The organism is Nonomuraea sp. NPDC050786 (genome assembly GCF_040654115.1).
GTDB lineage: Bacteria > Actinomycetota > Actinomycetes > Streptosporangiales > Streptosporangiaceae > Nonomuraea.
The window spans coordinates 1-22,287 of sequence record NZ_JBFAHJ010000049.1; the positions used below are offsets into that span (position 1 = coordinate 1).

Here is a 22,287-nt window from a genome sequence, read left to right on the forward strand (position 1 = left end):
CACCACGCGCCATGCCCATGGCTTATCAAGGCCAGACCACACCGCGCAGACGAATCCACAACCCTCTCGTGATCGGAACCCCGAACAGGCCCTAACGCAATGAGGTGAGGCGTCGCCAGCAGATGAGGGCGCAGGCCAGGCTAAGGAATGCCTTGTGGATGTCGGCGCGGACTTCCCAGCGGATGCGCAGGCGTCGGAAGGCGTGCAGCAGGGCGAAGGTCTGCTCGACAACGTAGCGGTGTTTGCCCAGGCCAGAGCCATGTGCGGTGCCGCGGCGGGCGATCAGCGGGCGGATCTGCAGTTCGCGTACCAGGCGGCGGTACTTGTCGTGGTCGTAGCCGCGGTCGGCGAGCACGACGTCGGGGCGTTGGCGGGGACGGCCGCGCTTGCCGCGCACCTTGGGGATGGCCTGCAGGAGCGGGATGAGCTGGGTGACGTCGTTGCGGTTGGCGCCGGTGAGGATGACGGCGAGGGGGATGCCGGTGGCGTCGGTGATCAGGTGGTGCTTGCTGCCGGCCCGTCCGCGATCGACTGGGGACGGGCCGGTCTGCGGCCCCCTTTTAACGCCCTGATCTGGGAAGAGTCCACTGCGGCCCGGGAGAGGTCGAGCGCGTCGGCCGCGCGCAGGCGGTCGAGCAGCACCTCGTGCAGGCGCTGCCAGACGCCGGAGGCGTTCCATTCGGCCAGGCGTCGCCAGCAGGTCATGCCTGAGCCGTAGCCCAGCTCTTGCGGCAGGTGCTCCCATGCGATGCCGGTGTGCAGGACGAACAAGATGCCCTGCAACGCCAGTCGATCGTTCAGCCGCTTGCGTCCCGGATGGCGGAAGCGTCGCTGACGTTGGGGCAACAGCGGCTCGATCACTGCCCACAGCTCGTCGCTGACCTCCCACGGCTTCAGCTTGGCCACTCGTGATCCTCTCGCTCGGCTACAGCGAGAGATCAAAGCACAACAAAGATCATTCTGTTAGGACCTCTAAGAACTCCTAACAGAATGACCGTCATGACCTCGGAACATGGCGGGTCCGGGGCCGCGGAATGTGGCGCGGTAGGCGCTGGGCGAGACCCCTAGTTCGGCTTGCAGATGCAATCGCATTGAGCCAGCGGTGCCGAAGCCTGCGGTGACGGCGACCTCGTCGATAGGCAGGTCGGTGCGTTCCAGGAGGGAGCAGGCTCGCTCGATGCGCTGTCGGGTGAGCCACCGTCCCGGCGAGGTGCCGATTTCTTCACGGAAGCGTCGAGTGAATGTTCGCGTGCTTGTCGATTCCTGGGCTGCCAGTTCCCGGAGCGTGATGGGCCGGTGCAGGTTTGCGAGTGCCCATCGGCGTGCCTTGCTGGTCGAGGAGATCCTCGGGTCCGGCATCGGTCGCTGTACGTATTGCGCTTGCCCGCCCTCGCGGTGTGGTGGGACGACGGAGCCGCGCGCCACGTCGTTGGCGACTGCTGCGCCGTAGTCGGTGCGAATCATATGCAGGCACAGGTCAATGCCCGACGCCCCTCCGGCAGAAGTGAGGACACCGTCGTCGTCGGTGTAGAGGAGATCGTGGTCGAATACGACGTCCGGGAATCGCTCCCGGAACCGGGCGGATGAGCGCCAGTGCGTGGTTGCTCGCCGCCCGGCGAGCAGGCCGGCCGCGGCCAGCACGAACGATCCCGTGCAGATCGAGGCGATCCGTGTGCCGGGTTGAATCCGCGCCAGGGCGGCGGTGAGCGAGGGTTCGAGCGGCTCGCTTCGGGGCTCGAAGTCGTCTTGGGAGGCTGGGACGATGACGGTGTCGGCCTCGGCCAGCGCCTCGGGGCCGTGAGTGACGGTGACGGTGAAGTCGGCGTCCGTGTGTATTTCCCCGGGCTCGGGTGCGCAGGTCACGACCTCGTAGAGCGCGGCACCGGCGGCCGAGCGCGCCTGGCCGAAGATCCGGTGAACGATGCTGAGCTCGAATGACAGAACCTTGTCACGGGCCAGGACCGCTACTCGGTGGCGCCCATCACCAGCAAAAGCAGCCATGGCCCGATCCTCGCACATGTTGTCCATCAGGCCAGTCGTTATGGCGGTGCCGCACGGTCATGATCGATGTCATGAATGTTCTTTGGATTTTCGCCCACCCCGAACCTCGCTCGCTCAACGGCTACCTCGCCGCGGAGGGGCAGCGCACGCTCCGTGCCGAAGGTCACCACGTTGAGGTGTCGGACCTGTACGCGATGGGCTGGAACCCCGTCGTTGATGCCGCCGGCTACGCCCACCACCCAGCGGAGCGATTCCAGGTCGCTGCCGCCGCGAAGCAGGCGTATGAGAGCGGCGCGCTGAGCGCCGATATCCGAGCCGAGCAGGAAAAGATCAACCGGACAGACACCATCGTCATCCAGTTCCCGATGTGGTGGTTCGGAATGCCGGCCATCCTCAAGGGCTGGTTCGACCGGGTCTGGCACCAGGGCTTCGCGTACGGGTTGCGCGGCCCGAACGGCGAGTGGATCGGCTACGGAGACGGGTTCCTTGCGGGCAAGCGTGCGATGGCGGTTGTGACCATGGGTGGGCCGGCGTGGTTCTACGGCGAGCGGGGCATTCACGGAGCCGTCGACGAGTTGCTGTTCGGGTTGCAGCACGGCACCCTGTTCTACGCGGGCGCAGAGGTGCTGCCCCCGGTGCTGATCTCGGGTGCCGACAGGTTCACGCCCGAGGAAGGCGAGGCAGCGGCCAAGGAGCTGCGCGAGCGCCTGCTCGCGATCCCGACCACCGAGCCGATCGCGTACCGAACGCAGAACGGCGGAGACTACGACCAAAACCTCGTGCTGCGACCGGACGTGGCACCGGGCTTGACCGGACTGGGAGCGCACGTGGCCTGACGTCCGGTACAGGACGCTGATACGTGGACAACTCTGGGTGCCCACATCCAGCGACCTGGCCGGCGTGATGGGCGTCGCCCGCTCCACCGCCCAGGCCCGCCGTTCAAGCTCTCAAGGAGCACGAACCGTCTGAGGGCGAGCGGTGGGCCTGCGGCCCACCCCGCCGACGCCACCGAACACGCCTACCGTGATGCCCCTGGGACACTACGCACGGGGGAAGGCCAGCCCGTCGATCATGGGGCGAACAGGACACGGGATTCGAGATCGAGCTGCGTGGTCGGGGCAGCGGTCGGCGGGGCCAGGTTGAGGATCCAGTTGCCGAACCGGCGGATGACGTGGGTGATGTAGGGCGCGCAGCCTCGGCCAGCTCCGTGCCCTCCGGCAAGCCGACCACGCCGCGGACGTGCTTGGCGACCACCGCCGGGACATCAGCCAGCTTCGGGAAGTACCCCAGCCGCTGGTATGCCTTCAACCACACCAGCAACGCCAGCAGATGCTGATCATCCTGAGTTTTCCCACGCGCCCACTCCACCTCGGCCGAGGACGGGGTGAACACCTCCGCCAGCTCCCGCATCGACAGCGCACGCGCGAACCTCGGGTACGCCGTCCGATCGATCGACGCCCCCCGTACCCCCGGAAACCGTCACCAACGGCGCGAACACCGAGATCCTAACGACAGGTGATCAGACCCGCGGCCCGTTTCTGCCAGTGTGGCACCCCAGCCTGAGCATCCCTCGCGTCCCAGCCGCGCGGCGATAGCCAGCACGCCGCCACACAGCCCCACTGACAGCCGGTAACCCACCGCGGAAGCCGGCAGCCACGTCGGCTTCCTCGGCCCCACACTCTGCGGCAGCTCCAGTCGTTTGAGACCGGACCGGGCGCCGCGGGGTCGCGACCGGCGGGCGCCGCATTCGAGCTGGCGCTCGGCGAGCATCCACAGCCGTCCGGGCCCAGCGTGCTCGCCGATCATCGCGGCGACGTCGCCGGGCGGCAGGCCGCGCCGGCGTCGACCCAGAGGATCGCGAGCAGGTGAGGCAGGCCCTCAGCGCCAAGGCCTCCTCCTCGCCGTCGACGGGTTTGGGGTCGGCGGGCAAGTCGGGTTCGAGCTGACGCGTGGTCGCCGACCTGGCCGCTGCGCACCCGCTGCGCGGGTCATGGCGTGGCTGGCCAACCACCCGGGGGTGACGGCCTTTCGGGGAGCGCCAACGACCCCGTGATCGTTTCGCGGTCACAGCACTAAGGCGCCAACTCGTGAATTAGTTTGCTGTCCATACCAACAAACGTCAACGGTTCCGGCGCGGCTCGTCCCCGATCAGTCCTCCAGCATTGCCAGGGCGTCCACCTCGACCAGCAGTCCCGGCGGGAGCGGCATGTAGACGGTGGTGCGGGCGGGGAAGGGCTCCCCGACGGCCGCCGCGTACGCCTGGTTCATCTCGGCCAGGTGGGCGGGATCGGTGAGGTAGACGCGCAGCATGACGACGTCCTCCCAGCCCGCGCCAGCCGCCTGGAGCACGGCGAGGACGTTGCGCAGCGCCTGCGCGGTCTGCGCCGCGACCGTGGCGCCAGCGACCTCGCCGGTGGCCGGGTCAAAGGGAAGCTGCCCGGAGATCTGGAGGACGGGCCCCTTGCGGACGCCCTGCGACAGCGGGGCCGGCAGGACGGGGGCGTTCTCGGTGGTGATGACGGTTCTGGTCATGGTGTTCCTTGAAAGGGTGAGCAGGCGGAAGGGGTCAGCTCCAGACCTCGCGCTCCTGCGGGCGGGGGTCGTCGACCTGGGTCCACTCGGTGTCGATGCGCATGGTCGCCCTGCGCCCGGTGTCGTACGGGTCCCAGCCCGGGTCGCCGGTCCTGGCGAACCGGATCCAGCTCTCGTGCACGCGGGTGGCCAGGCTCGCGGGCGCCTCGCCAGGGCCGAGCAGGGCGTTGGGGCCGTTCAGCTCGGGCCGGTCCGCGAGGTCGAAGACGAAGGGCAGCTCGACCGCGTGAGTGGCGCCCAGCTCTCCGTCCAGGGCCCGCGAGCGCCAGGCGAACTCGTAGGCGTAGGTGGCGGATCCGGCGTGGGCGGCGTGCGCGCCGGCCAGCGCGCGGCTGCCCGCACCGAACAGCGCGTCGCCCATGATGGCCGAGCGCAACTCCGCAGAGGACGCCCCGGGGCGCGATTCGCGGTAGGTCTCGACGAGCCGCGCCGGGTTCGGGTGCGAGCGCGCCGCCGCCTCCTCGACGTCGGCGGCGGTCGAGGTGGCGTACTTGCCCACCGGGACCAGGTAGAGGTTCCCCTCCTCGGTGTTGGTGCCGACGAGCAGGTCCACACCGGCGCTCAGACCGGCGGCGACGGCTTCGGCCGGCTGGGTGCCGAGGACCAGGCTGAAGGGGCTGAGCCCGATCAGCGGATCGTGGTGGGTCTCGGTCCGCAGGTCGAGGCCCGCGAGCCCGGAGGCCACCTCGACCAGGCGCTCGTCGGAGACGTCCGCGAACGCGGCGGCGTGGGGCTCGACGCCCAGGGCCTCGGCCGCCGCCACGGTGACGCGGGCGGCCTGCTCGGCGGTGAACGCGCCCAGCCCGCTGCCGCTCTGCACGATCGCCCGCCGGAACAGCCCGGCGGCCTCGGGGGTGGCCAGGACGCCGCCGACGACGGTCGCCCCGGCCGACTGGCCGAAGAGGGTGACGTTGGCCGGGTCACCGCCGAAGGCGGCGATGTTCTCCCGCACCCAGCGCAGCGCGGCCACCACGTCGAGCAGGCCACGGTTGGCGGGCGCCCCCGCGAGGTCGAGGAACCCGGCGATGCCGAGCCGGTAGTTGAGGGTGACCAGGACGACGCCGTCGCGGGCGAACGCGGAGCCGTCGTACATCGAGGAGCGCGTCGAGCCGGCGACGAACCCGCCGCCGTGCACGAACACCATGACCGGCAGCGCGCCGCCGCCGTCGGCGGGCGTGAAGACGTTGACGGTGAGGTAGTCCTCCCCGCGGCTCCAGCCGGCGCCGAAGTAGGGAGACATGTCCACGCTGCCGAGCCTGCGCTCGGACTGCGGCGCGTTGGGGCCCGGCACGGTGGCGTCCCGCACGCCGTCCCACGGCTCGTGCGGCATCGGTGGCGCGAAGCGGCCCGCCCCGCGCGGCGGAGCGGCGTATGGGATGTTCAGGAAGGTGCGGGTCGCGCCTCGGCGCAGACCACGGACAGCCCCCTGAGCGGTGGTGACGAGGTTCACGGGAGTGCCTTTCCGCAGGGGCTCAGACCTGCTCGGTGTACGGGGCGAAGGGCGCCCAGCCCTTGATGGCGAACTTGTCCCCCTCGCGGACGACCTCGGCGGCGCCGTGGCCGCCCAGGTGCGCGGGGATGAGGAGGGCGTTGGTGTCGACCGCCTGGCCCAGGAGCTTGCGGCGGGTGGCGCGGGCCCCGGCGGGGTCCTCGCAGAAGCAGCTGTTGGAATCGGGCTCGTGGATCTGGAGCGGGCTGTGCAGCAGGTCGCCGACGAACAGGGCCCGGTCCTGCCCGGACTCCAGCGTCAGCACCGACGAGCCCGGCGTGTGGCCCGGGGCGAGGTCGAGGCGCAGATTGCCGTCGATGCGGTGGCCGTCCTCCCAGAGCAGGGTCTGGCCGGCCTCGTGCACGGGGGCGACGCTGTCCTCGAAGACGTTCTGGTTGCCCCGGCCCAGCAGGGGCTTGTGCTCGTTGGCGGGGTTCCAGAAGTCGAAGTCGGCCTTGGGCATGAGGTAGGTGGCGTTGGGGAACGTCGGCACCCAGGTCCGGCCGTCGAGGTAGGTGTTCCAGCCGACGTGGTCGATGTGCAAGTGCGTGTTGATCACGATGTCGACGTCCGCAGGGCGGACTCCGGCGCGGGCCAGGTTGTCCAGGAAGTCGGTGTTCAGCCGGTTCCACACGGGCGCGTACGGGCGGTCCTTGTGGTTGCCGACGCCGGTGTCGACCAGGATGGTCCTGCCCTCGCTGCGCAGGACCCAGGTCTGGATCGCCGAGTTGACGATCCGGGTCTCGGCGTTCAGGAAGGTCGGCTCCAGCCAGGAACGGTGCTCCTGCCACGCCTGCGCCGGGCTCTCCGGGAAGAACGTCTCGGGCGTCATGTCCACGGGGCCGAAGTACTCCCGGACCCGGGTCAGCGTGACGTCACCCAGAGTGATGGTGTCCATGCTCGTCTCCAGTTCGATCGGCTGCCGCTCATGAGAGGTTCGGTGGCCCTCGCGGCTGGAGCCATGGTGCGGCGACCGGGGTGCGCCGCGGTATGCGTCACGTGACTGCATCTGGGCACGCGGCGGGGTCCAGGGCGCGGGTGACCGCCGTCAGCGTCGTGTCGAGCCGGTCGAGGTGGAGCAGCAGGCGGTGCCGGGGCGACGTCAGCCCACGGCGCATGCGCCGTTCGCCGGAGAGCAGCGACAGTGCTCCGGTGACCCGAGGGCGGGCCGAGGAGGAGACGGCGCCCGGCCGGCGGCTCGCTAGGCGGATCAGGCGCGTCACGCTCTCCTGCGCGCGCCCGGCCGCCGCGGCTACCCGGGCGGCGTACTCGGCGTCGTCGCCCGTCGGGAGCCGCTCGGCCACGGCGGCCAGGCTCCGTGCGTGGTAGGCGCAGGCTTCCAGCAGTTCCAGCAGGTGGCGGGCGCGATCACGACGGCCGCGCCGGGGGTTGAACGGGTGGGTGAGCGGCAGACAGGCCTTGCGGAAGGACTCCAGCGCCCGGTCCAGATCATGGGTCGCGCGGATCAGGCTCGTCGTGGTGCCGGTGCTCAGGCTCCGCGTCGTCGCGTACACGAGCCGCCTGAGGACCAGCAGGAGGTGGAGCAGCTCCGCGTCGCTGGCCCGGCGGGCGGTGACGGGCAGGACAACGGCGGTGGCGAGGACGCCGCAGGCGACTCCCAGCGCGGTCTCCTGCACGCGCAGGACGAGCACGCCCGCCGAGAACGTGTCCAGCAGCGCGAGCAGCATGCTCAGCATGCCGGTGATGAAGAACGTCACCGCCCAGTAGGCGCCGGGCGGCGTGTAGAACATCCCGAACATGCACGCCAGCAGCAGCACCAGGAGCAGCGGGCCATACGGTCCGGCCAGGGTGGCCAGGCCGTAGCCGAACACCACGCCGAGAACGGTGCCCGCCAGCCGGCGCACGCTCTGCAGCAGGACCTCGCCGGTGCTCTTTGTGTTGACGAACACCACCCACGTGGTGAGCACGGCCCAGTACCAGTGGTCCGGGGACACCAGGTGACCTCCGAGGAGGGACAGCGCGGACGCGGCGGTCACCTGGAGGGCCTGCCGGGCAGTCCTCCGCTCGCGCTCTTCGCGGTACCGCCTGACGCTGAGCGCCGGGGCCGGCCCGGCCGTACCGGCGCGCGGGCCAGGTAGGCGTACGACCGCGGCAAGTTCGTCGATCGCCTGCAGGCAGTCCCGCAACGGGGCGGACCCGGCCGGCGGTGTGCGGGCCGCGCGGACCACGAGCACGGCGAGCCGCTGGGCGGCCACCTCCGCGCGTGCGAGGCGCCTCAGGATCAGGCCGTCGGTGGCCCCGTCAACCGGGCGCTCGCGGAGAAAGTCCTCGATCAGCAGCACGGCCGCGTGGAGCCGATCCAGCGACAGGCTCAGCGCGTCGGCGTCCCGCGCGGCGGTGAGCACGGTGGCCGTGTCCCGCAGGACGTCGCGCAGCCGCGCGTCGAAGGTGCGCCGCAGCCGGGCCAGGACCCGGGACGACGTCATGAGCCCAGGCCCGTAGCCGACGGCCACCACGGCACAGAACGCGACGAGCACCGCCGCGCCCAGCCGCGGCAGGTCGGCCGCTTCCGCCCCGGTGAACTGCGCCAGGAAGAAGGCCATGAAGGCGAACACGCCCAGGCCCTGCCCTCTGGCGCCGTACCGGCGGGCGCGGACGGCGAGGTGGATCAGCAGCAGGAACACGATCCCCGCCACGACCGGGTACGGCCTCAGCACGGCTCCGGCGGCCAGGACCGCGAGGGACAGCGGAGCCCCGAGCCCCAGCGTGCCGAGCTGGTCGCGCGGGTGCAGGTCGCTGACGGCCAGCGAGGTCACCATCGCGGTGAACCCGCCGGCCAGCAACGCCGTACCGGGCTGCCCCAGGGCCGCCAGGGCCGCCAGGGCCGCGGCGGCGCCGAGGACGGCGCGCGTCGCGGAGGCCAGCCGCATCAGACCGGGGTCGACAGCGGCGAGGCGCTCCCACAGCCACGCCGCCTTCCTTGCCACCATGACGGTCTCCGTAGATCTGATGTCCACCATCGTGTGCGGGGACGAGCGCCGGCCGGTATCAGTCACTTGACTGCAACGGTGGCTGGAACATCCCGGGCGGCGCACACGTTAAGTGGACAGTTCAGGAGACGGAGAGTCCGTGGAAATAGGTGGAACGACCCAAGGCTCGACATACGATCTTGAGCTGTCGATGGTGGGCCGGGAGACCGAGGCCGCGGAGATCGTGCGGCGGGTCGCCGCCGGCCGGACCCGCGGCGAGGTGCTGATCCTCACGGGCGACCCCGGCGCCGGCAAGACCGTGCTGCTCGACTTCGCGGCCGACCGCGCGCGGGACGACGGTGCGCGGGTGCTGCGCGCGGTCGGCAGCGAGTCCGAGGCGCGCCTGGGGTTCGCAGGCCTCCACCAGCTGCTCCGCCCGGTGCTCGGCGAGCTGGCCGGGCTGCCGCCGCGCCAGCGCTCCGCGCTCCGTACCGTCCTGGGGCTGGACGAATGCGACGAGGCCCCCGACGGCGTGCTCGTCGGCTCCGCCGTGCTCACCCTGGTGTCGGATCTGGCGGAGCCGGCGCCGCTGCTCGTGGTGGTCGATGACGCCCAGTGGATCGACCGCGCGTCGCTGGACGTGCTCTCCTTCGTCGCCCGGCGCCTGGACAGCGAACCCGTCACGCTGCTGGTGGGCGTACGCGCCGCGACCGCGCTGCCGGGGCTCGACAAGGGGTACGACCGCCTGGAGATCGGCCCGCTGAGCGGCGAGGCGGCCGGCCGGTTGCTCGACCGGCAGCCGGCGCCGCCCACCGGCCGGACCCGGGTGCGCATCCTCCAGGAGGCGGCCGGCAATCCGCTGGCTCTGGTCGAGCTGGCCCGCGCGGGCGCGACCCGGCGCCCCGGCGGCAGCGGCGTGGAGGGCCCGCTGCCCGTCACCGACCGGCTGGAGCGGATCTTCGCGGAGCAGGCGCAGTTCCTGCCGGAGGCGACCCGCCGTCCCCTGCTGCTGCTCGCCGCCGCTGACGCGACGGACGCGCCGACGGCCTCCCGGGGGCTGCCTGAGGCCGGCGACCCGGCGTGGGTGCCCGCGGAGCGGGCCGGTCTCGTACGCCAGGACGGCCCCTGGATCTCCTTCAGGAACCCGCTCATCCGCTCGGCCGTCTACCATGCTGCGTCCTTCGAGGAGCGCAGGCAGGCGCATCTCGCTCTCGCGAAGCTGAGCGAGGAGCCCGACCGCCGTGCCTGGCACCTGGCCGCCGCGACCACGCGGCCTGACGAGGAGGTGTCGGCCGCCCTGCGGCGAACGGCCGACCGGGCGCGGCGACGGGGCGGCCACGCCGCTGCCGCCGCCGCTCTGGAGCGGGCCGCGGAGCTGAGCCCGCGCCGCGCGGACCAGGCGCGGCTGCTGACCGAGGCCGCCGGCATGGCGGTCTTCACCGGCCAGCTCGGCTGGGTGGAACGCCTGGCCGACCAGGTCCGCAAGCACAGTGACGACCCGGCGCTGATCAGCAGGGCCTCGCTGGCCGCCGGGCAGCTCATGACCCTGCGCCGCCACCATGCGGCGGCCTTCGCCCTGCTGGCCCGCATCGCGGGCGAGGAGGCGGCCACCCACCCGCCCCGCGCGCTGGAGGCTCTCGCCGCGGCGGCGGTGGTCCGCTACTACTCGGGCGAGGAGTCCCAGCGGCAACAGATCGCGGACCTGCTCCCGGACTCGACGGCCGCTCCCCCGACGATGAGCGACGCGGCGGTCCTGCGCGCCTGGGTGCTGGCCGTCTCCGACCCCAACGGCGCGGGAGCCCGCCTCGCCCCGGCGCTGCCCGGGCTCATTGCCGAGGCCAAGGGCGACGCCGCCGGCCTGACCGCGCTCGCCGTGGTGGCCTGGATCCTGGACGAGACCGCCCTGGCCGCCAGGACCTTCGACGAGGCGTCCGACCGGTGGCAGGCCCGTGGCCCGCTGCCGGACGGCCTGGCGTGCGCCGTCGGCTGGACCTATCTGGACCAGGGCCGGTGGGCCGAGGCCCGCTCGGTGGCCGCCGAGGTCTCGGCGGTGGCGTCGGCGGCGGGGCTGGAGCACGCCGAGGCGTGCGCGCACGCGCTCGACGCGACGGTGTTCGCGCTGCTCGGCGACACGGACGGCGCGCGGCGCGGCGCCGGGCGGGCACTGGCCCTCGTCGATCCCCTGGAGAGCCGCTCCATCGCGGTCTCCGCACGCCGGGCCCTGGGCCTGGCGGCAGTGGCCGAGGGCAACTACGACACCGCGTACGCGCAGTTCCGCGCCGCCTTCACCGACGACGGAGATCCGGTTCACTACCACGTCTCCTCCACGGTCCTGGCCGAGCTGGCCGCGGCGGCCGTCCGCCGGGGGCGGCGGGAGGAGGCCGCCGAGCTGCTGGAGCGATCGGCGCGGCGCCTGTCCACGGGCGGGTCGGCCCGGATCGCCGCGCTGCTCGACCGGGGCCGCGCGCTGCTCGCCGAGCCGGACGACGCCGAGCCGTACTTCCGGGCGGCGCTGGCGGACGACATGGGCGAGCAGTGGCCGTTCGAGCGGGCGCAGACCCGGCTGGACTACGGCGAGTGGCTCAGGAGGCAGCGGCGCATCGCCGAGGCCCGCCCGCTGCTGACCGCGGCGCACGACACCTTCCAGCGGCTCGGCGCGCGGCCGTGGATCGAGCGCGCGAAGGCGGAGCTGCGGGCCGCGGGCATCGAGGCCGCCGGCAGCGTCGTACCCAGCGCCCTGACCGAGCTGAGCCCCCAGCAGCAGCAGATCGTCCAGCTCGCGGCCCGCGGCCTGACGAACCGCGAGATCGGGGACAAGCTCTACCTCTCGCCGCGTACGGTCGGTTCCCACCTCTACCGGGTGTTCCCCAAGCTGGGCATCACCGCCCGGTCACAGCTCCGCGACGTGGTCGAGGGCGCGCTGCCGACCAGCGGACAGCACGACCGGGTCCCGGCCTGACCGACGAGTCGCCCGCGGCGCCACGACCACGCCGCCCAGCACGATCCCCGTGTGCGGGCGGCAGAACAGCTTCACGAACCCGTCGTTGAACCCCTGCATCTTGGCCCGCGCGTTGGTGGCCAGCGGCAGCTTGACCACGTTCGCCTCGATCTCGCCGGCCTCGATGGCCCGCTGGGCGACGCCCACGGCCGCGATCTCGGGGTCGGTGAAGATGTTGGAGGCCACCGTGGCCAGCCGCAGCGGCTGCACGGCCTCGCCCAGCGCGTGCCACACCGCGATCCGGCCCTGCATGGCGGCCACGGAGGCGAGCATCAGCACGCCCGTGCAGTCGCCGGCCGCGTACACGCCGGACTCCTGCTCGGCTACACGCAGGCCAGACCGAACACCACCACGGCGACCAACCGGGACAGCCGCTGGCTGTTCCCCGGCCGCCGCGGCGGACAACCGCTGGACCCACGACCATCCAGTCACGCCTGAGCAAGCTCGGCATCCTCGCCGGCGCGGGACGCTCGGCCGCGATCCGCCAGCTCGTCCTGCAGACCCCCGCCCCCGTGGTCGCCCGCATGCTTGGCTACGACGGAGACACCGCCACCCGACTCTCCACCGCAGCCGGAAGCCCATGGAGCCGCTACGCTCCCGGCGACCACGAACAGTGACCTCTCCCAGGCGATCAGGCGGGAACACAGATCACTCGATCATTGGCCCCTGCCAGTGTGGCACCCCCTAAGCACCGGTCCGGCCGCCGTTGAGGCGCCAGGTCCCGGCGGGATGAATTCGGCCGGGAAGCGGTTCTTGTGGTGTCTACCTGCCAGCGCTGCCGGAACAGCCTCTCGCATTGCAGTCAGTGCCGCGGAGGTGAGTGCGATGCGGCGACGTCCGCGCTCGCCGAGCACGTCGCTGGAGAGTTCTCGTACTCGGCGGCGAGGCGGATCAGCTCTTCGAGTCGATCGTGCGCCCTGGTCAGGGCGTCGATCTTGACCCGGATACGGGCACGCTCGTCCGTGAGTCGGCGTGTCATCTGCGAGGTCGCGACGAGGGTGTCCAGGAACGGGAGGATCTGCAGGATCGCCTTACTGGTCAGACCGGCCGCGTAGAGGAGCTGGATGAACTTCACCCGCTCAACGGCAGACTCGGGGTACTGGCGGTGGCCGCTGGGGCTGCGGTCGGCGATGACGAGCCCCTGCTCTTCGTAGTACCTCAGCGCACGGACGCTGACTCCAGCACGTTCGGCCACCTTTCCGATGCGCATGGCACCTCCCGTGCAGTCCGGACTTGATCCTCACGTTGACGTGAGGATCTAGCGTACGTCTTATGAACATTCACGGAGCGACTGCGCTCGTCACCGGAGCCAACCGCGGCATCGGCCGTCACCTCGCCGCAGAGCTCGTCGAGCGTGGCGCGAAGGTCTACGCGACCGCCCGTCGTCCCGAGTCCGTCGATCTCGACGGCGTCGAGGTCCTCGCCCTGGACATCTCCGACCCGGACTCCGTCGCAGCCGCAGCCCGCGTGGCGGGCGATGTGAACCTGCTGGTCAACAATGCCGGCATCGGAGGCGGCGCCCTGCTCGGCGACCTGCAGGCGGTCCGCGCTGCGCTGGATGTGAACTTCTGGGGCACGCTGTCGATGGCCCGTGCCTTCGCGCCGGTCCTCGCAGCGAATGGCGGGGGCGCGATCGTGAACATCGCCTCTTCGGCGTCCTGGTTCGTCTTCCCCGGCAGCAGCGCCTACGCGGTGTCGAAGGCGGCCGTCTGGAGCATGAGTAAAGCACTGCGCCAGGAACTGGCCGGTCAGGGCACGCTCGTCACCTCGGTGCATCTCGGGGCGGCCGATACCGACATGATGAAGGGCGTAGACGTGCCCAAGATGGACCCAGCCGATGTCGCCCGTATCACCCTCGACGGTGTCGAGGCCGACGCGTTCGAGGTGGTCGTCGACGAGTTCACCGAAATGGTCAAGGCATCGCTGAGCAAGGACCCGCGGGAGTTCGACAAGCAGTTCCACCAGTTCCTGAACGCCTGACCGCAACCCATCCGCTCCCTTCAAGGTGCGGAACGCACCCGGGCGCTGAGCGATGTGGCCGGAACCCTGCTGTCGCAGGCACCCGCCCCGCCGCGGGTGCGGGCGGCGGCGTTCCGGATGCTCGCCACCCTGCCCGGCGTCAAGGCCGAGGGCACGGCGGCCGACCCGATGGGCCGTACCGGAAGGGTGATCTCCCTAGCGCTGGCGACGACCGTCCCGCTCGGCCTGTACACCGCGCCCAAGCAACTGGGCACCTACCAGCGTCAGTGGATCATCGATCCGGCCGGCGGGCGCCTTCTGGCCATCCGCGACCTGGTGGCCACGCCGCCGCACGGCAGCCGGGCCCTCCCGCCGGGAGACGACCGACGGCAAGCCGCGCCGCCTGGAGGCTGCGGACATGCCGGACCGCTTCCTGAAGACAGGCGAGGTCTCCTCGTACCAGGTGTTCGCCGTGGCGGAGTGGACCAACACTCCACCGAGGTAAGCCCCACTCCACGAGCCGCCGTGCCCACCTCGCCGGGCACGGCGGCGTCCGGCTGTCCGGGCCGCTGGAGCGCTGGACCGCCATCGTCACCGCACTCGGCGGCGTCCCCAAACCGCACAAGGCCACCCTCATCCCGCAAGCCAACGACGCCTTGGCCACCGAGCTCGCCGAACGCGGCCGCACCCCCGCGCTCATCCTGGACGAGGCTCACCTGCTGGCGCACGGCCGCCCTCGATCAGCGCATCGCCGTCCGCTACCACATGAACGGCATGACCTGCGAGGAGACCGTCGACTACCTTCGTCACCGCCTCGCGCTGGCCGGCCGCACCGATCCGCTGTTCGTCGAGGACGCCGCCGCGCTGGTCCACACCGCCAGCCGCGGCTACCCCCGCGCCATCAACAACCTGGCCATCCAGGCCCTGCTGGCCACCTTCATCGCGGACAGGACCATCGTCGTCGAATCGGCCGCCCGCGCCGCAGTCAACGAAGTCATCGCCGCCGAGTGACGGAACACCGGCACGTGATGTCCTCCCATCGTCTTCGGCGCCGCCGCGGTGCTGACAGCCACCAGCGCCGGCATCGGCCTGGCCTTGGCCCCGGCCAGCGCGGCCGGAGCCTGGGCAGGCAAGAAGATTGTCGACCGTCTGCCCGCCCACGTGTTCGTGCTCCTGGTCGAGGCCGGGCTGATCACTTCCGGACTGCTGCTGGCCATCACCGGCGGGTAACCCGCGCAGCCGGAGCCTAAAGACATCGAAGTCCAGTAACACACCCCGTCCGGCGAGATGCACATCAAACCGTCAGCATGCACACCAAGACTCCGACCGTCTCGCTCGGCGGGGTCTTCTCATGCAGCTACATCACCACCGCGAACGTCGCGTTCATCACCATCTTGAGTGACCGGCAACAGGGGCCAGGTCTTCGGCGACGAGGTCCCGGCTACCGCCATCCTCGCCCGGCTGCTGCACCACTGCGAGGTCATCGCGATCAACGGACCCAGCTACCGGCTCAAGAACCGACTCGCCGCTGTCGGGACCGCAGTCGCCGTCGCCAGTTGACGGCACCCCAGACTGTCAGCTGGACATGCCGGGCTGCGCCAGCCCGAGGTGGACGAGGTCTTCTCCACCAAGACGTGGACCGTGGTGCGTCGCGGTTCGAAGTTCGGTGCCCTGCGGATGGGCGGCGCGGTCGTCGCCTACATCGATTCGGAGACCATCGGCAAACCCGTCTATATCCGGTTCTGGGACCTGACCGCCGACAAGCCCGTCGGCACTCCCATAACGATGCCCATCAACGAATTCCCCCAAGGGCTTTTCTGGGACCGGGCCAACCATCTCGATGTCGTGAGCTATCTTCCCAAGAAATACCACCATGGAATGATCGTCCGCGGCACCGGCTACCGCTGGCGCCGCGCGAGCGACAAGCTACGCATCCTGGCCACCGTCCTCCCCAAGGAACGCAGGATCAGCGTCGTCAAGGGCAGCGTCACCTACTGAATCCCTCGTGGCCCGAGCATGCCGGCGAGGACGCATGAGCCCTGGAGACCGACGCCGCGTAGCACCGCGGCGCCCCCTGGAGGAAATGCCCTGGACGAGGAGAGACGTAGACGCCGAGGACGCGTCAGAAAAGGTCACGAGGGTGCCGCGCGCATCGTCAGCCGAGGTTCGGCATCGCCGCCCGCTCGATGATCACGATCGGGATCTGTCTTGACGTCTCTCGCTGGTAGCCGATGTAGCGCGGCCATATTCCGGTCATCGTCTCCCACAGGCGCAGCCGCTCGTCCTCGGCTGCCGGATGCGCCACCGCGTCGAACACCTCGGCCCCGACCTGCACCTTGACCTGTGGTTGAGCGAGCAGATTGTGGAACCAGAGCGGATGGTCGGCGGCGCCGCCGTTGGAGGCGACCACGAGGTAGCGGTCGCCGTCGCGGCCGTAGATGAGGGCGGTGCGCCGGGGAAGTCCTGAGCGGCGGCCGATCGTCGTGATCAGCAGCGTGGGGGCGCCATGGAACAGGTGACCGCGAGTGCCGCCGGACTCGGCGTAGCTCTTGACGTGCCTGGCCACCCAGCCGGTCGGGCTGTCGATCGGCTCTTGGCTCATCGGGCCGCCCCGCCCACGCGGCGGTCTGCCCACTCGCGTGCCTGGGCGAACCAGTGGGGCGCGGTGCGGTGGCCGTTGAGCACGTGCCCGGTGCCAGAGACTACGACGGTTTCCAGCTGCGCGCGGGGGCTGTAGAAGGGGGTCTCCTGGGCGTGCAGCGCGGCGGAGGAGGAGCGGGCTCCGGCCAGCAGCTTGTCCTGATCGCCGTTGACGATCAGTACGGGGTCCTGGATGTGCTTGTTGATCGAGGGTGGGGTGTAGGAGTCGCCGGGAGGGAAGACGTCCGTCGTCTTGGTGGCCTCGTTCGGCACGCTCGACTCGCCGGTCAGGATGACGCCGTCCACCTCCGCTGGATGTGCGGCGGCCACAATCCGGGCGATGGTCGAGCCCAGCGAGTGGCCGACCAGAACGACCTTGGAAAATCGGCCCCCGCCCAGACGGCCCTCGCGCAACTGCCGGATGAGCTGGCGGATGACGATCTGGTGGGTGTCCTGCCCGAAGCGGACGCTCGGCGGGTAGGAGCTCGCCCCGGTACCGAGACGGTCAATGGCCAGCGTGGCGTACCCGGCGGCGGTCATCGTCTCCACGTAGGAGGGGCGCCGCTGGTCGCCGCGCATCCGCCAGTAGGCCCGGCCATAGAAGCCGCCGGGAATGAGCAGCTGAACGGTGGCGGCATGGCCGCACGGCAGGCACAGAGTGCCGGCGACGCGCTGGTCGGCGGGGCCACTGGAGGTCATCGCCACCTTGGCGCTGACTGTCCGGCAGGCGGCGGTGGCGTTCGCCGCTACCGGGATCGAGGTTGCGGAAATCGAGGCGAGCGCCAGAAGTACCGCTGTCGTGATGCGCATACAACTCCTTAGACATATCCAAATTTGGGTAACCAAATTTGGGTATCGAACTATGGCTCACCCACCCCTCCGCCGTCAAACCGGTCTCCGGCCGATCAGGCCGGCTCTTCGCCGCGTTCCAACCGCCCGATCAGGTCACGGACCCACGCCGCCTCACCCGCCGCCTGCGCCGCGCGCAGGGCGAACAACTCTGTCACGTTCCTGGGGCGACTTCCCTCCTGGGCCGTGGCCACGATCTGCGCCCGCTCGTCCTCCAGAGCGCGCACCCGCTCCTCGAGCAGCGCGATCACCTCCTCCGCGGGCAGCGCGGGTAGCAGCACAAGGGCCGCGTTGAGCAGTTCCGGACGCCGATCGGGAGTCCTCAGAGCGCTTCTCAGCAGCCCGAGGAACTCCGCCTCGCCCTTCTCATTGATGGCGTAATCGACGCGGCCCGGCCATTCGTGCACCTCGCTGGTGTCCAGAAGACCTTCCTTGGCCAGCTGACGCAGCGCATGGTAAATCGAGCCCGACCTGAGTCCTGCCCATTGCCCGGCCTCCCATGACTCCAGTTCGGAGCCCACCAGATAACCGTGTGCCTGACCGTGCAGCCGTACCACGCCAAGGACCAGCAGTCGCGTCGCCGACATCGTCTCCCTCACTCGCCGGGGCCGGCACCCGCCAAAGCCCTGCCGAACAGGCTAGCCGTGGAGGCGAGAAGACATGGCCGTGAAGTACACGGAGCGCTCATGCGCAGTAACCGCGGGCACTGCAGGGTTGCCAGAGTTCACTGGCGTCGCCGGTAGCGGACTGCCGCTGGTTGCGAGACGTGAACAGCCCTACGTTCATCTCGGGGTCCGGGCACAACCTGAGGAGAGCTCATGATCACCGTGCAAGGCAGAGAGTTCAAGACCGTCCAGGAGCTGATCGGCGAGCTCCTGATCACGCGTTCCGACGTCGTCTGGGACAACACCTTCCGCCCGGCGCTGCAGGAACTGGACGAGGCCGACACCGTCATGACCGACTACGAGGAGCTGCTGCAGCATCTGCGCACGTACGCCGCCAAGGCACCGGCGAATCAGGTCTACGACCTGCCGCTGGAGATGCTGGAGCTGTTCACCCGGCCCGCCGCACGATTCGCCAAATCCGCCGGACGAGGCTTCAAGCAGAAGGCAGAGGCGCCGAGCGCGCTGGAGCCTCGCCGCGTCCTCGTGCGCAACCTCGTCACCGAGCTGGAGGGCGCCAACAAGGTCCGCGGGATGACCCTGCACTTCGGCGCGCTGCGCAAGGACGACCCTGTCCACATCGGCGTGCTGAACCAGATCAACAACCTCACCGCCAGGACGATCCAGTTCGTCCTCTACAACTGGAACGACAGCGAAGGCGGCGGCGCCGCCCTCATGACGGCGCTTGGCGAGGTCGGCTTCGTCCAGGCGCTGTACGAGTGGGTGACCGGGACGATCAACTGCAACATGCAGGCCGGGGCGAAGCTCCGCGGCGCCTGCGACAAGGTCCAATGCACCCTGCGCAGCTAGGGATCACCCGCCGTTCCCATCCTGCACCTGTTCAACTGAGAGCATGACGACTGTCGACATCTCCCCCCTCGATCTGGACAGAGCCACTGACGCGGAGCTCCGCGGCCAGTACGACCTGGCGGTCGCCGCGTTCGCGGTGGATCGCCCCGACGCGCCGAAGCCGGACTACGACACGTTCGTGGGCCGGTTGCGTGCCGTTCCGCCAGGCGTGAGCAGGCAGCGGTACTGGGTGGCGCGCCGGCGAGATCGCACGGTGGGTCTCGCAATCACACAGCTGTCGGAGTCGGAGAACGACAACAGCGTTGTCGTCGACGTTCGCGTCCTACCTGAGCTGCGCCGGCAGGGAATCGGGACGGCGCTGCTCCGCCGAGCGCTCACCGAATCGCCGGCCGGCGGCCGTGAGCTGGTCGTGGGACGAGGCGTGACCGCCGGCGGCGACGGCGAGCTCTGGATCCGCGCGATGGGGTTCACCGTCGTGCAACGGGTGGCTCTGCAGGTGCTCACGGTTCCTGAGGCGGACCCGGCACTCTGGGAGGTCCCTGTGCCGCCCGGCCACCGTCTGGAGCGATGGACGGGAGCCGCGCCGGACACCCTCGTGGAGTCGTACGCGCGGGCGCGCGGCGCCATCCACGACGCCCCTACCGGCGACTCCAGCTACCGCCATCCGCAGTGGTCCGTACCCCGGGTGCGGCAGGCCGAGCATGACGCGCGCAGGCGCGGCGTCGAACACCGGGTCGTCGTGGTCGTGCACGAGGCAAGCAATGCCGTGGTCGGCCTGACAGAGCTGGAGATCTTCCCCGGCATGCCGGACACGGCCGTCCAGCAGGACACTGCCGTGGTGCCCGGGCACCGGGGACGCGGGCTGGGCCGCACCGTGAAAGCCGCCATGATGCGCTGGCTGCTGGCCGAGCGACCGGAGATCGGGGTGGTGGTCACGAACGTGGACGCGAGCAACGATTACATGACGTACGTCAACCATCAACTGGGTTATGTCACGGCGCGCATCATGCTCACCGCCGAGACCGCTCGCGGCGCACTCGAATTCCGGCTTGGCGCGCCGGGAGGGGACTTGTGTTAAGGGGCGACCGGTGTACTCCCCTGCGGCGTACTTCGTGGAGCTCAACGAGGTGCTCGAGCGGCTGGTCGGAGACGACCCCTACGGCGGGCTCCGTGAACGCAAGCACCCCTTGTGAGCGCCGACGAGTTGGAGGAACTGCTCCTGCTCGGCACCGACGCGCGGCTCAGTGACTGGCCTTACGCGGCCCCACGCGACCTGAAAGGACCATGCTCGCCGTCCCTTCTCCGGGACGGCGAGCATGGCAGGAGGTATACGTTTCCGCAGTCGTAACCTGTTCGGCAGCCGGACGGCGTCAGTCGAGTGTTTCCGCCACGAGGTCGAGGTAGGCGTGCCCGGCGGCGACGCTGTCGGGTAGTCCGAGCGCCGCGAATCCGTCCAACAGCCGGCGCAGCGTGGCGAGGTGGTGCTGCCAGGAGGCATCGGGTGCGTACGGGCCTCCGAGGAACTCGATCATCCGGGCCGTCTCCGGCGAGCGGCGGGCGATCCGCTTGCCCGCGATCGGGACCATCACCAGCCGCGCGATCTGGTGATCGATGGGTTGCTTGAGGGTCGGCGGCTCGGATTCGCCGGTGCTGAGCAGTGCGGAGAAGGTGGCGGGGAGCCGGTCGAAGCCTCGCCGGTCGAAGATGACCGCGCTGTCGGCAGCCCAGCCGGCCTGCGAGACCGGGTGGATGTGCCAGTCGACCCAGAGCGGGAGTCCGTCCACGAGGTGCTGTCCGCTGACTGCCCTGGTGCCGCGAGGGCCGTTGTGGCGGGCGTCGAAGGCCGCCGTCAAGGTCCCCGAGCCGGAAGGGAGACGGCCGGGCATCGCGTAATCGTCGAGGTGTGCGTCGTCGACGACCACGAGCAGATCAATGTCGCTCCAGTCGTCGGCCGGCCCGCGCCGAGCGACCCGACCAGAGCGGCGCCGGCCACTCCGGGGTCGTCGTGGAGGCCGGCGGTCGCGGCACTGAGCCAGCGGGACCGGATGTCGGCGAGGCGAGGAGCCGACGCAATCTTGCTGCTTTCCGGGCCCATCAGGACGCCTCAGCACCTCTGGTGAAGCGGCGGCAACCCATTAAGATCCGCACGGCCCGGGAGAAGGCCATCGGGGCACGTCGAGGTGGCAGTGCACGTCGAGGTGGCAGTGGACGGCCGCTCTGTCAGGCCGTCTCGCCGCTGGCGTGCCAGAGGTTCACGCCGGCAGTCCCGAGCCGGATGTCCCGTCAGCGAGTGGACTCGCGGATCATCAGCTCGAAGGGCGCGGTGTGCTCGCGGGCGGGGCGCGACGGGTCCTGGAGGCGGGCGGTCACCAGCTCGACGGCCTTGGCGGCCATCCACCGGTGGTCCGGGGCCACGGTGGACAGGGAGGGGACCATGTACGCCGACTCGGAGATGTCGTCGTAGCCGATGAGCCGCACGTCCTCGGGGACCCGGACGCCGCGATCGGCCAGGCCGCGCAGGACTCCCTGGGCGACGGTGTCGCTCACCGCCACCACGCCGTCGACCTCCTGACCGGAGTCGACGAGGCGGTGGGCCGCGTCGCGGCCGGAGTCGAGCGACATCCCCTCGGCGGTGAACAGCAGCGCCGGATCGGGGGCGAGCCCTCGTTCGGTGAGCGCGGCGAGGTAGCCCTGATAGCGGCGCGTGACCACGTTGACGCCGTCGAGGGTGTTGCCGGTGACGATCGCGATCCGGCGGCAGCCTCGGTCGATCAGATGGGCGGTGGCCGCTTTCGTGCCTTCTTCGTTGGGCATGGCGACGTGGTCGAACTTCGCGCCGAAGTCCTGCTCGCCGAGCATCACGATCGGGTAGTCGCCGGAGGCCAGCCGGGTGTCCTGCGGGTCGACCCCGACCGCGCTGAGGATCAGCCCGTCGAAGTGCAGGGTGTACGAATGGTCGATCGCGTCGATCTCCCTGTGCGCCACGGCCCCGGTCTGCTCGATCGCGACGTGGAACCCGTGCTCCCTCGCCTGTTCGATCACGTGGGCGGCGAGCCGGCCGAAGTACGGCCGGTCGATCTCGGGCACGGCCAGCCCGATGACGCCGGTCCGCCCGGATCTGAGGGTCCGGGCGGAGACGTTGACGCGGTAGCCCGACTGGCGGACCGCCTCCATCACCCGGCGGCGAACCTGATCGCTGACTCCGGCACGGCCGTTGATGACGTTGGAGACGGTCATCTTCGACACCCCGGACAGCTTGGCGACGTCGCTCATCGTGACCATGGCGCTCCTCAGGTCGTGCCCCCTTCGGCCGGATCGTACCGACCGCGTCCGACTGCGGTCGCCGCTTACTCGAGA

At 70.5% G+C, this 22,287-nt stretch carries 21 protein-coding genes and 2 pseudogenes; 9 read left to right on the forward strand and 14 right to left on the reverse strand.

Annotated features, from left to right (window positions below; genetic code table 11):
* Positions 1 to 91 precede the first annotated feature (91 nt).
* Positions 92 to 897 (reverse strand): IS5 family transposase gene (locus tag AB0H84_RS50060; RefSeq protein WP_357621029.1). Its coding sequence is split into 2 segments (ribosomal slippage): positions 92 to 552 and positions 552 to 897, totalling 807 coding nucleotides; the frame shifts between segments, so codons are not numbered across the junction.
* Between the two features lie 75 nt (positions 898 to 972).
* A complete protein-coding gene (locus AB0H84_RS50065; protein WP_357620921.1) occupies positions 973 to 2,001 on the reverse strand; it encodes a helix-turn-helix domain-containing protein in 1,029 nt (342 codons plus the stop codon).
* 71 nt (positions 2,002 to 2,072) lie between these two features.
* Here AB0H84_RS50065 and AB0H84_RS50070 point away from each other — a divergent pair, with 71 nt between their 5' ends.
* Positions 2,073 to 2,837 (forward strand): NAD(P)H-dependent oxidoreductase, encoded by a 765-nt coding sequence (locus tag AB0H84_RS50070; RefSeq protein WP_357621031.1) that lies wholly within the window; start codon positions 2,073 to 2,075, stop codon positions 2,835 to 2,837.
* 103 nt (positions 2,838 to 2,940) lie between these two features.
* On the opposite strand, the gene AB0H84_RS50075 is transcribed toward AB0H84_RS50070, so the two are convergent.
* The 5 genes from AB0H84_RS50075 to AB0H84_RS50095 form a co-directional block, all read right to left on the reverse strand.
* Positions 2,941 to 3,453 (reverse strand): DUF4158 domain-containing protein, encoded by a 513-nt coding sequence (locus tag AB0H84_RS50075; protein WP_357621033.1) that lies wholly within the window; start codon positions 3,451 to 3,453, stop codon positions 2,941 to 2,943.
* Between the two features lie 696 nt (positions 3,454 to 4,149).
* Complete coding sequence (locus AB0H84_RS50080; protein WP_357620922.1) at positions 4,150 to 4,533, reverse strand: Rid family hydrolase; 384 nt, start codon at positions 4,531 to 4,533, stop codon at positions 4,150 to 4,152.
* Positions 4,534 to 4,567: 34 nt separating this feature from the next.
* Positions 4,568 to 6,043, reverse strand: a complete 1,476-nt coding sequence (locus AB0H84_RS50085; RefSeq protein ID WP_357620925.1) for a carboxylesterase family protein — start codon at positions 6,041 to 6,043, stop codon at positions 4,568 to 4,570.
* Positions 6,044 to 6,065: 22 nt separating this feature from the next.
* Positions 6,066 to 6,980 carry an MBL fold metallo-hydrolase gene (locus AB0H84_RS50090; RefSeq protein WP_357620927.1) on the reverse strand — a complete coding sequence of 305 codons (915 nt, stop codon included), beginning with the start codon at positions 6,978 to 6,980 and terminating at the stop codon, positions 6,066 to 6,068.
* A gap of 97 nt (positions 6,981 to 7,077) precedes the next feature.
* On the reverse strand, positions 7,078 to 9,033 hold the full coding sequence (locus AB0H84_RS50095; RefSeq protein ID WP_357620929.1) for an FUSC family protein: 1,956 nt from the start codon (positions 9,031 to 9,033) through the stop codon (positions 7,078 to 7,080).
* Between the two features lie 139 nt (positions 9,034 to 9,172).
* Here AB0H84_RS50095 and AB0H84_RS50100 point away from each other — a divergent pair, with 139 nt between their 5' ends.
* A complete protein-coding gene (locus AB0H84_RS50100; RefSeq protein WP_357620931.1) occupies positions 9,173 to 11,971 on the forward strand; it encodes an AAA family ATPase in 2,799 nt (932 codons plus the stop codon).
* Positions 11,972 to 11,977: 6 nt separating this feature from the next.
* Here AB0H84_RS50100 and AB0H84_RS50105 read toward each other — a convergent pair.
* Positions 11,978 to 12,319: pseudogene (locus AB0H84_RS50105) on the reverse strand (NAD(P)H-quinone dehydrogenase); the annotation flags it as partial.
* A gap of 493 nt (positions 12,320 to 12,812) precedes the next feature.
* The gene (locus tag AB0H84_RS50110) at positions 12,813 to 13,220 is read right to left on the reverse strand and encodes a MerR family transcriptional regulator (RefSeq protein WP_357620933.1); all 408 of its coding nucleotides are present in this window, start codon (positions 13,218 to 13,220) and stop codon (positions 12,813 to 12,815) included.
* A 62-nt stretch (positions 13,221 to 13,282) separates the two neighbouring features.
* Here AB0H84_RS50110 and AB0H84_RS50115 point away from each other — a divergent pair, with 62 nt between their 5' ends.
* From AB0H84_RS50115 to AB0H84_RS50135, 5 genes and pseudogenes are all read left to right on the forward strand, one after another.
* Complete coding sequence (locus AB0H84_RS50115) at positions 13,283 to 13,990, forward strand: SDR family oxidoreductase (RefSeq protein ID WP_357620935.1); 708 nt, start codon at positions 13,283 to 13,285, stop codon at positions 13,988 to 13,990.
* A 54-nt stretch (positions 13,991 to 14,044) separates the two neighbouring features.
* On the forward strand, positions 14,045 to 14,980 hold the full coding sequence (locus tag AB0H84_RS50120; protein WP_357620937.1) for a hypothetical protein: 936 nt from the start codon (positions 14,045 to 14,047) through the stop codon (positions 14,978 to 14,980).
* A gap of 48 nt (positions 14,981 to 15,028) precedes the next feature.
* Positions 15,029 to 15,199, forward strand: a complete 171-nt coding sequence (locus AB0H84_RS50125) for a hypothetical protein (RefSeq protein WP_357620939.1) — start codon at positions 15,029 to 15,031, stop codon at positions 15,197 to 15,199.
* 183 nt (positions 15,200 to 15,382) lie between these two features.
* Positions 15,383 to 15,529: pseudogene (locus AB0H84_RS50130) on the forward strand (ATP-binding protein); the annotation flags it as partial.
* Positions 15,530 to 15,577: 48 nt separating this feature from the next.
* Complete coding sequence (locus tag AB0H84_RS50135; RefSeq protein ID WP_357620941.1) at positions 15,578 to 15,967, forward strand: hypothetical protein; 390 nt, start codon at positions 15,578 to 15,580, stop codon at positions 15,965 to 15,967.
* 157 nt (positions 15,968 to 16,124) lie between these two features.
* Here AB0H84_RS50135 and AB0H84_RS50140 read toward each other — a convergent pair whose 3' ends face one another.
* The 3 genes from AB0H84_RS50140 to AB0H84_RS50150 all read right to left on the reverse strand — a co-directional run bounded on the left by AB0H84_RS50140 (position 16,125) and on the right by AB0H84_RS50150 (position 18,045).
* Positions 16,125 to 16,571, reverse strand: coding sequence for a nitroreductase family deazaflavin-dependent oxidoreductase (locus tag AB0H84_RS50140; RefSeq protein ID WP_357620943.1), 447 nt, complete (start codon positions 16,569 to 16,571; stop codon positions 16,125 to 16,127).
* A complete protein-coding gene (locus AB0H84_RS50145) occupies positions 16,568 to 17,419 on the reverse strand; it encodes an alpha/beta fold hydrolase (RefSeq protein ID WP_357620945.1) in 852 nt (283 codons plus the stop codon). Before AB0H84_RS50145 ends, AB0H84_RS50140 begins: the two co-directional genes overlap by 4 nt.
* 95 nt (positions 17,420 to 17,514) lie before the next feature.
* The gene (locus AB0H84_RS50150) at positions 17,515 to 18,045 is read right to left on the reverse strand and encodes a PadR family transcriptional regulator (protein ID WP_357620946.1); all 531 of its coding nucleotides are present in this window, start codon (positions 18,043 to 18,045) and stop codon (positions 17,515 to 17,517) included.
* A gap of 231 nt (positions 18,046 to 18,276) precedes the next feature.
* Between AB0H84_RS50150 and AB0H84_RS50155 the strand changes: the two genes are divergently transcribed.
* Together AB0H84_RS50155 and AB0H84_RS50160 are read left to right on the forward strand one after the other, a co-directional pair.
* Complete coding sequence (locus AB0H84_RS50155; protein ID WP_357620948.1) at positions 18,277 to 18,930, forward strand: hypothetical protein; 654 nt, start codon at positions 18,277 to 18,279, stop codon at positions 18,928 to 18,930.
* 43 nt (positions 18,931 to 18,973) lie between these two features.
* Positions 18,974 to 20,008 carry a GNAT family N-acetyltransferase gene (locus tag AB0H84_RS50160; RefSeq protein WP_357620950.1) on the forward strand — a complete coding sequence of 345 codons (1,035 nt, stop codon included), beginning with the start codon at positions 18,974 to 18,976 and terminating at the stop codon, positions 20,006 to 20,008.
* A gap of 292 nt (positions 20,009 to 20,300) precedes the next feature.
* On the opposite strand, the gene AB0H84_RS50165 is transcribed toward AB0H84_RS50160, so the two are convergent.
* Both AB0H84_RS50165 and AB0H84_RS50170 read right to left on the reverse strand, forming a co-directional pair.
* Positions 20,301 to 20,816 (reverse strand): hypothetical protein, encoded by a 516-nt coding sequence (locus AB0H84_RS50165; RefSeq protein WP_357620952.1) that lies wholly within the window; start codon positions 20,814 to 20,816, stop codon positions 20,301 to 20,303.
* Positions 20,817 to 21,213: 397 nt separating this feature from the next.
* Positions 21,214 to 22,212, reverse strand: a complete 999-nt coding sequence (locus AB0H84_RS50170) for a LacI family DNA-binding transcriptional regulator (protein ID WP_357620954.1) — start codon at positions 22,210 to 22,212, stop codon at positions 21,214 to 21,216.
* Positions 22,213 to 22,287: the final 75 nt, after the last annotated feature.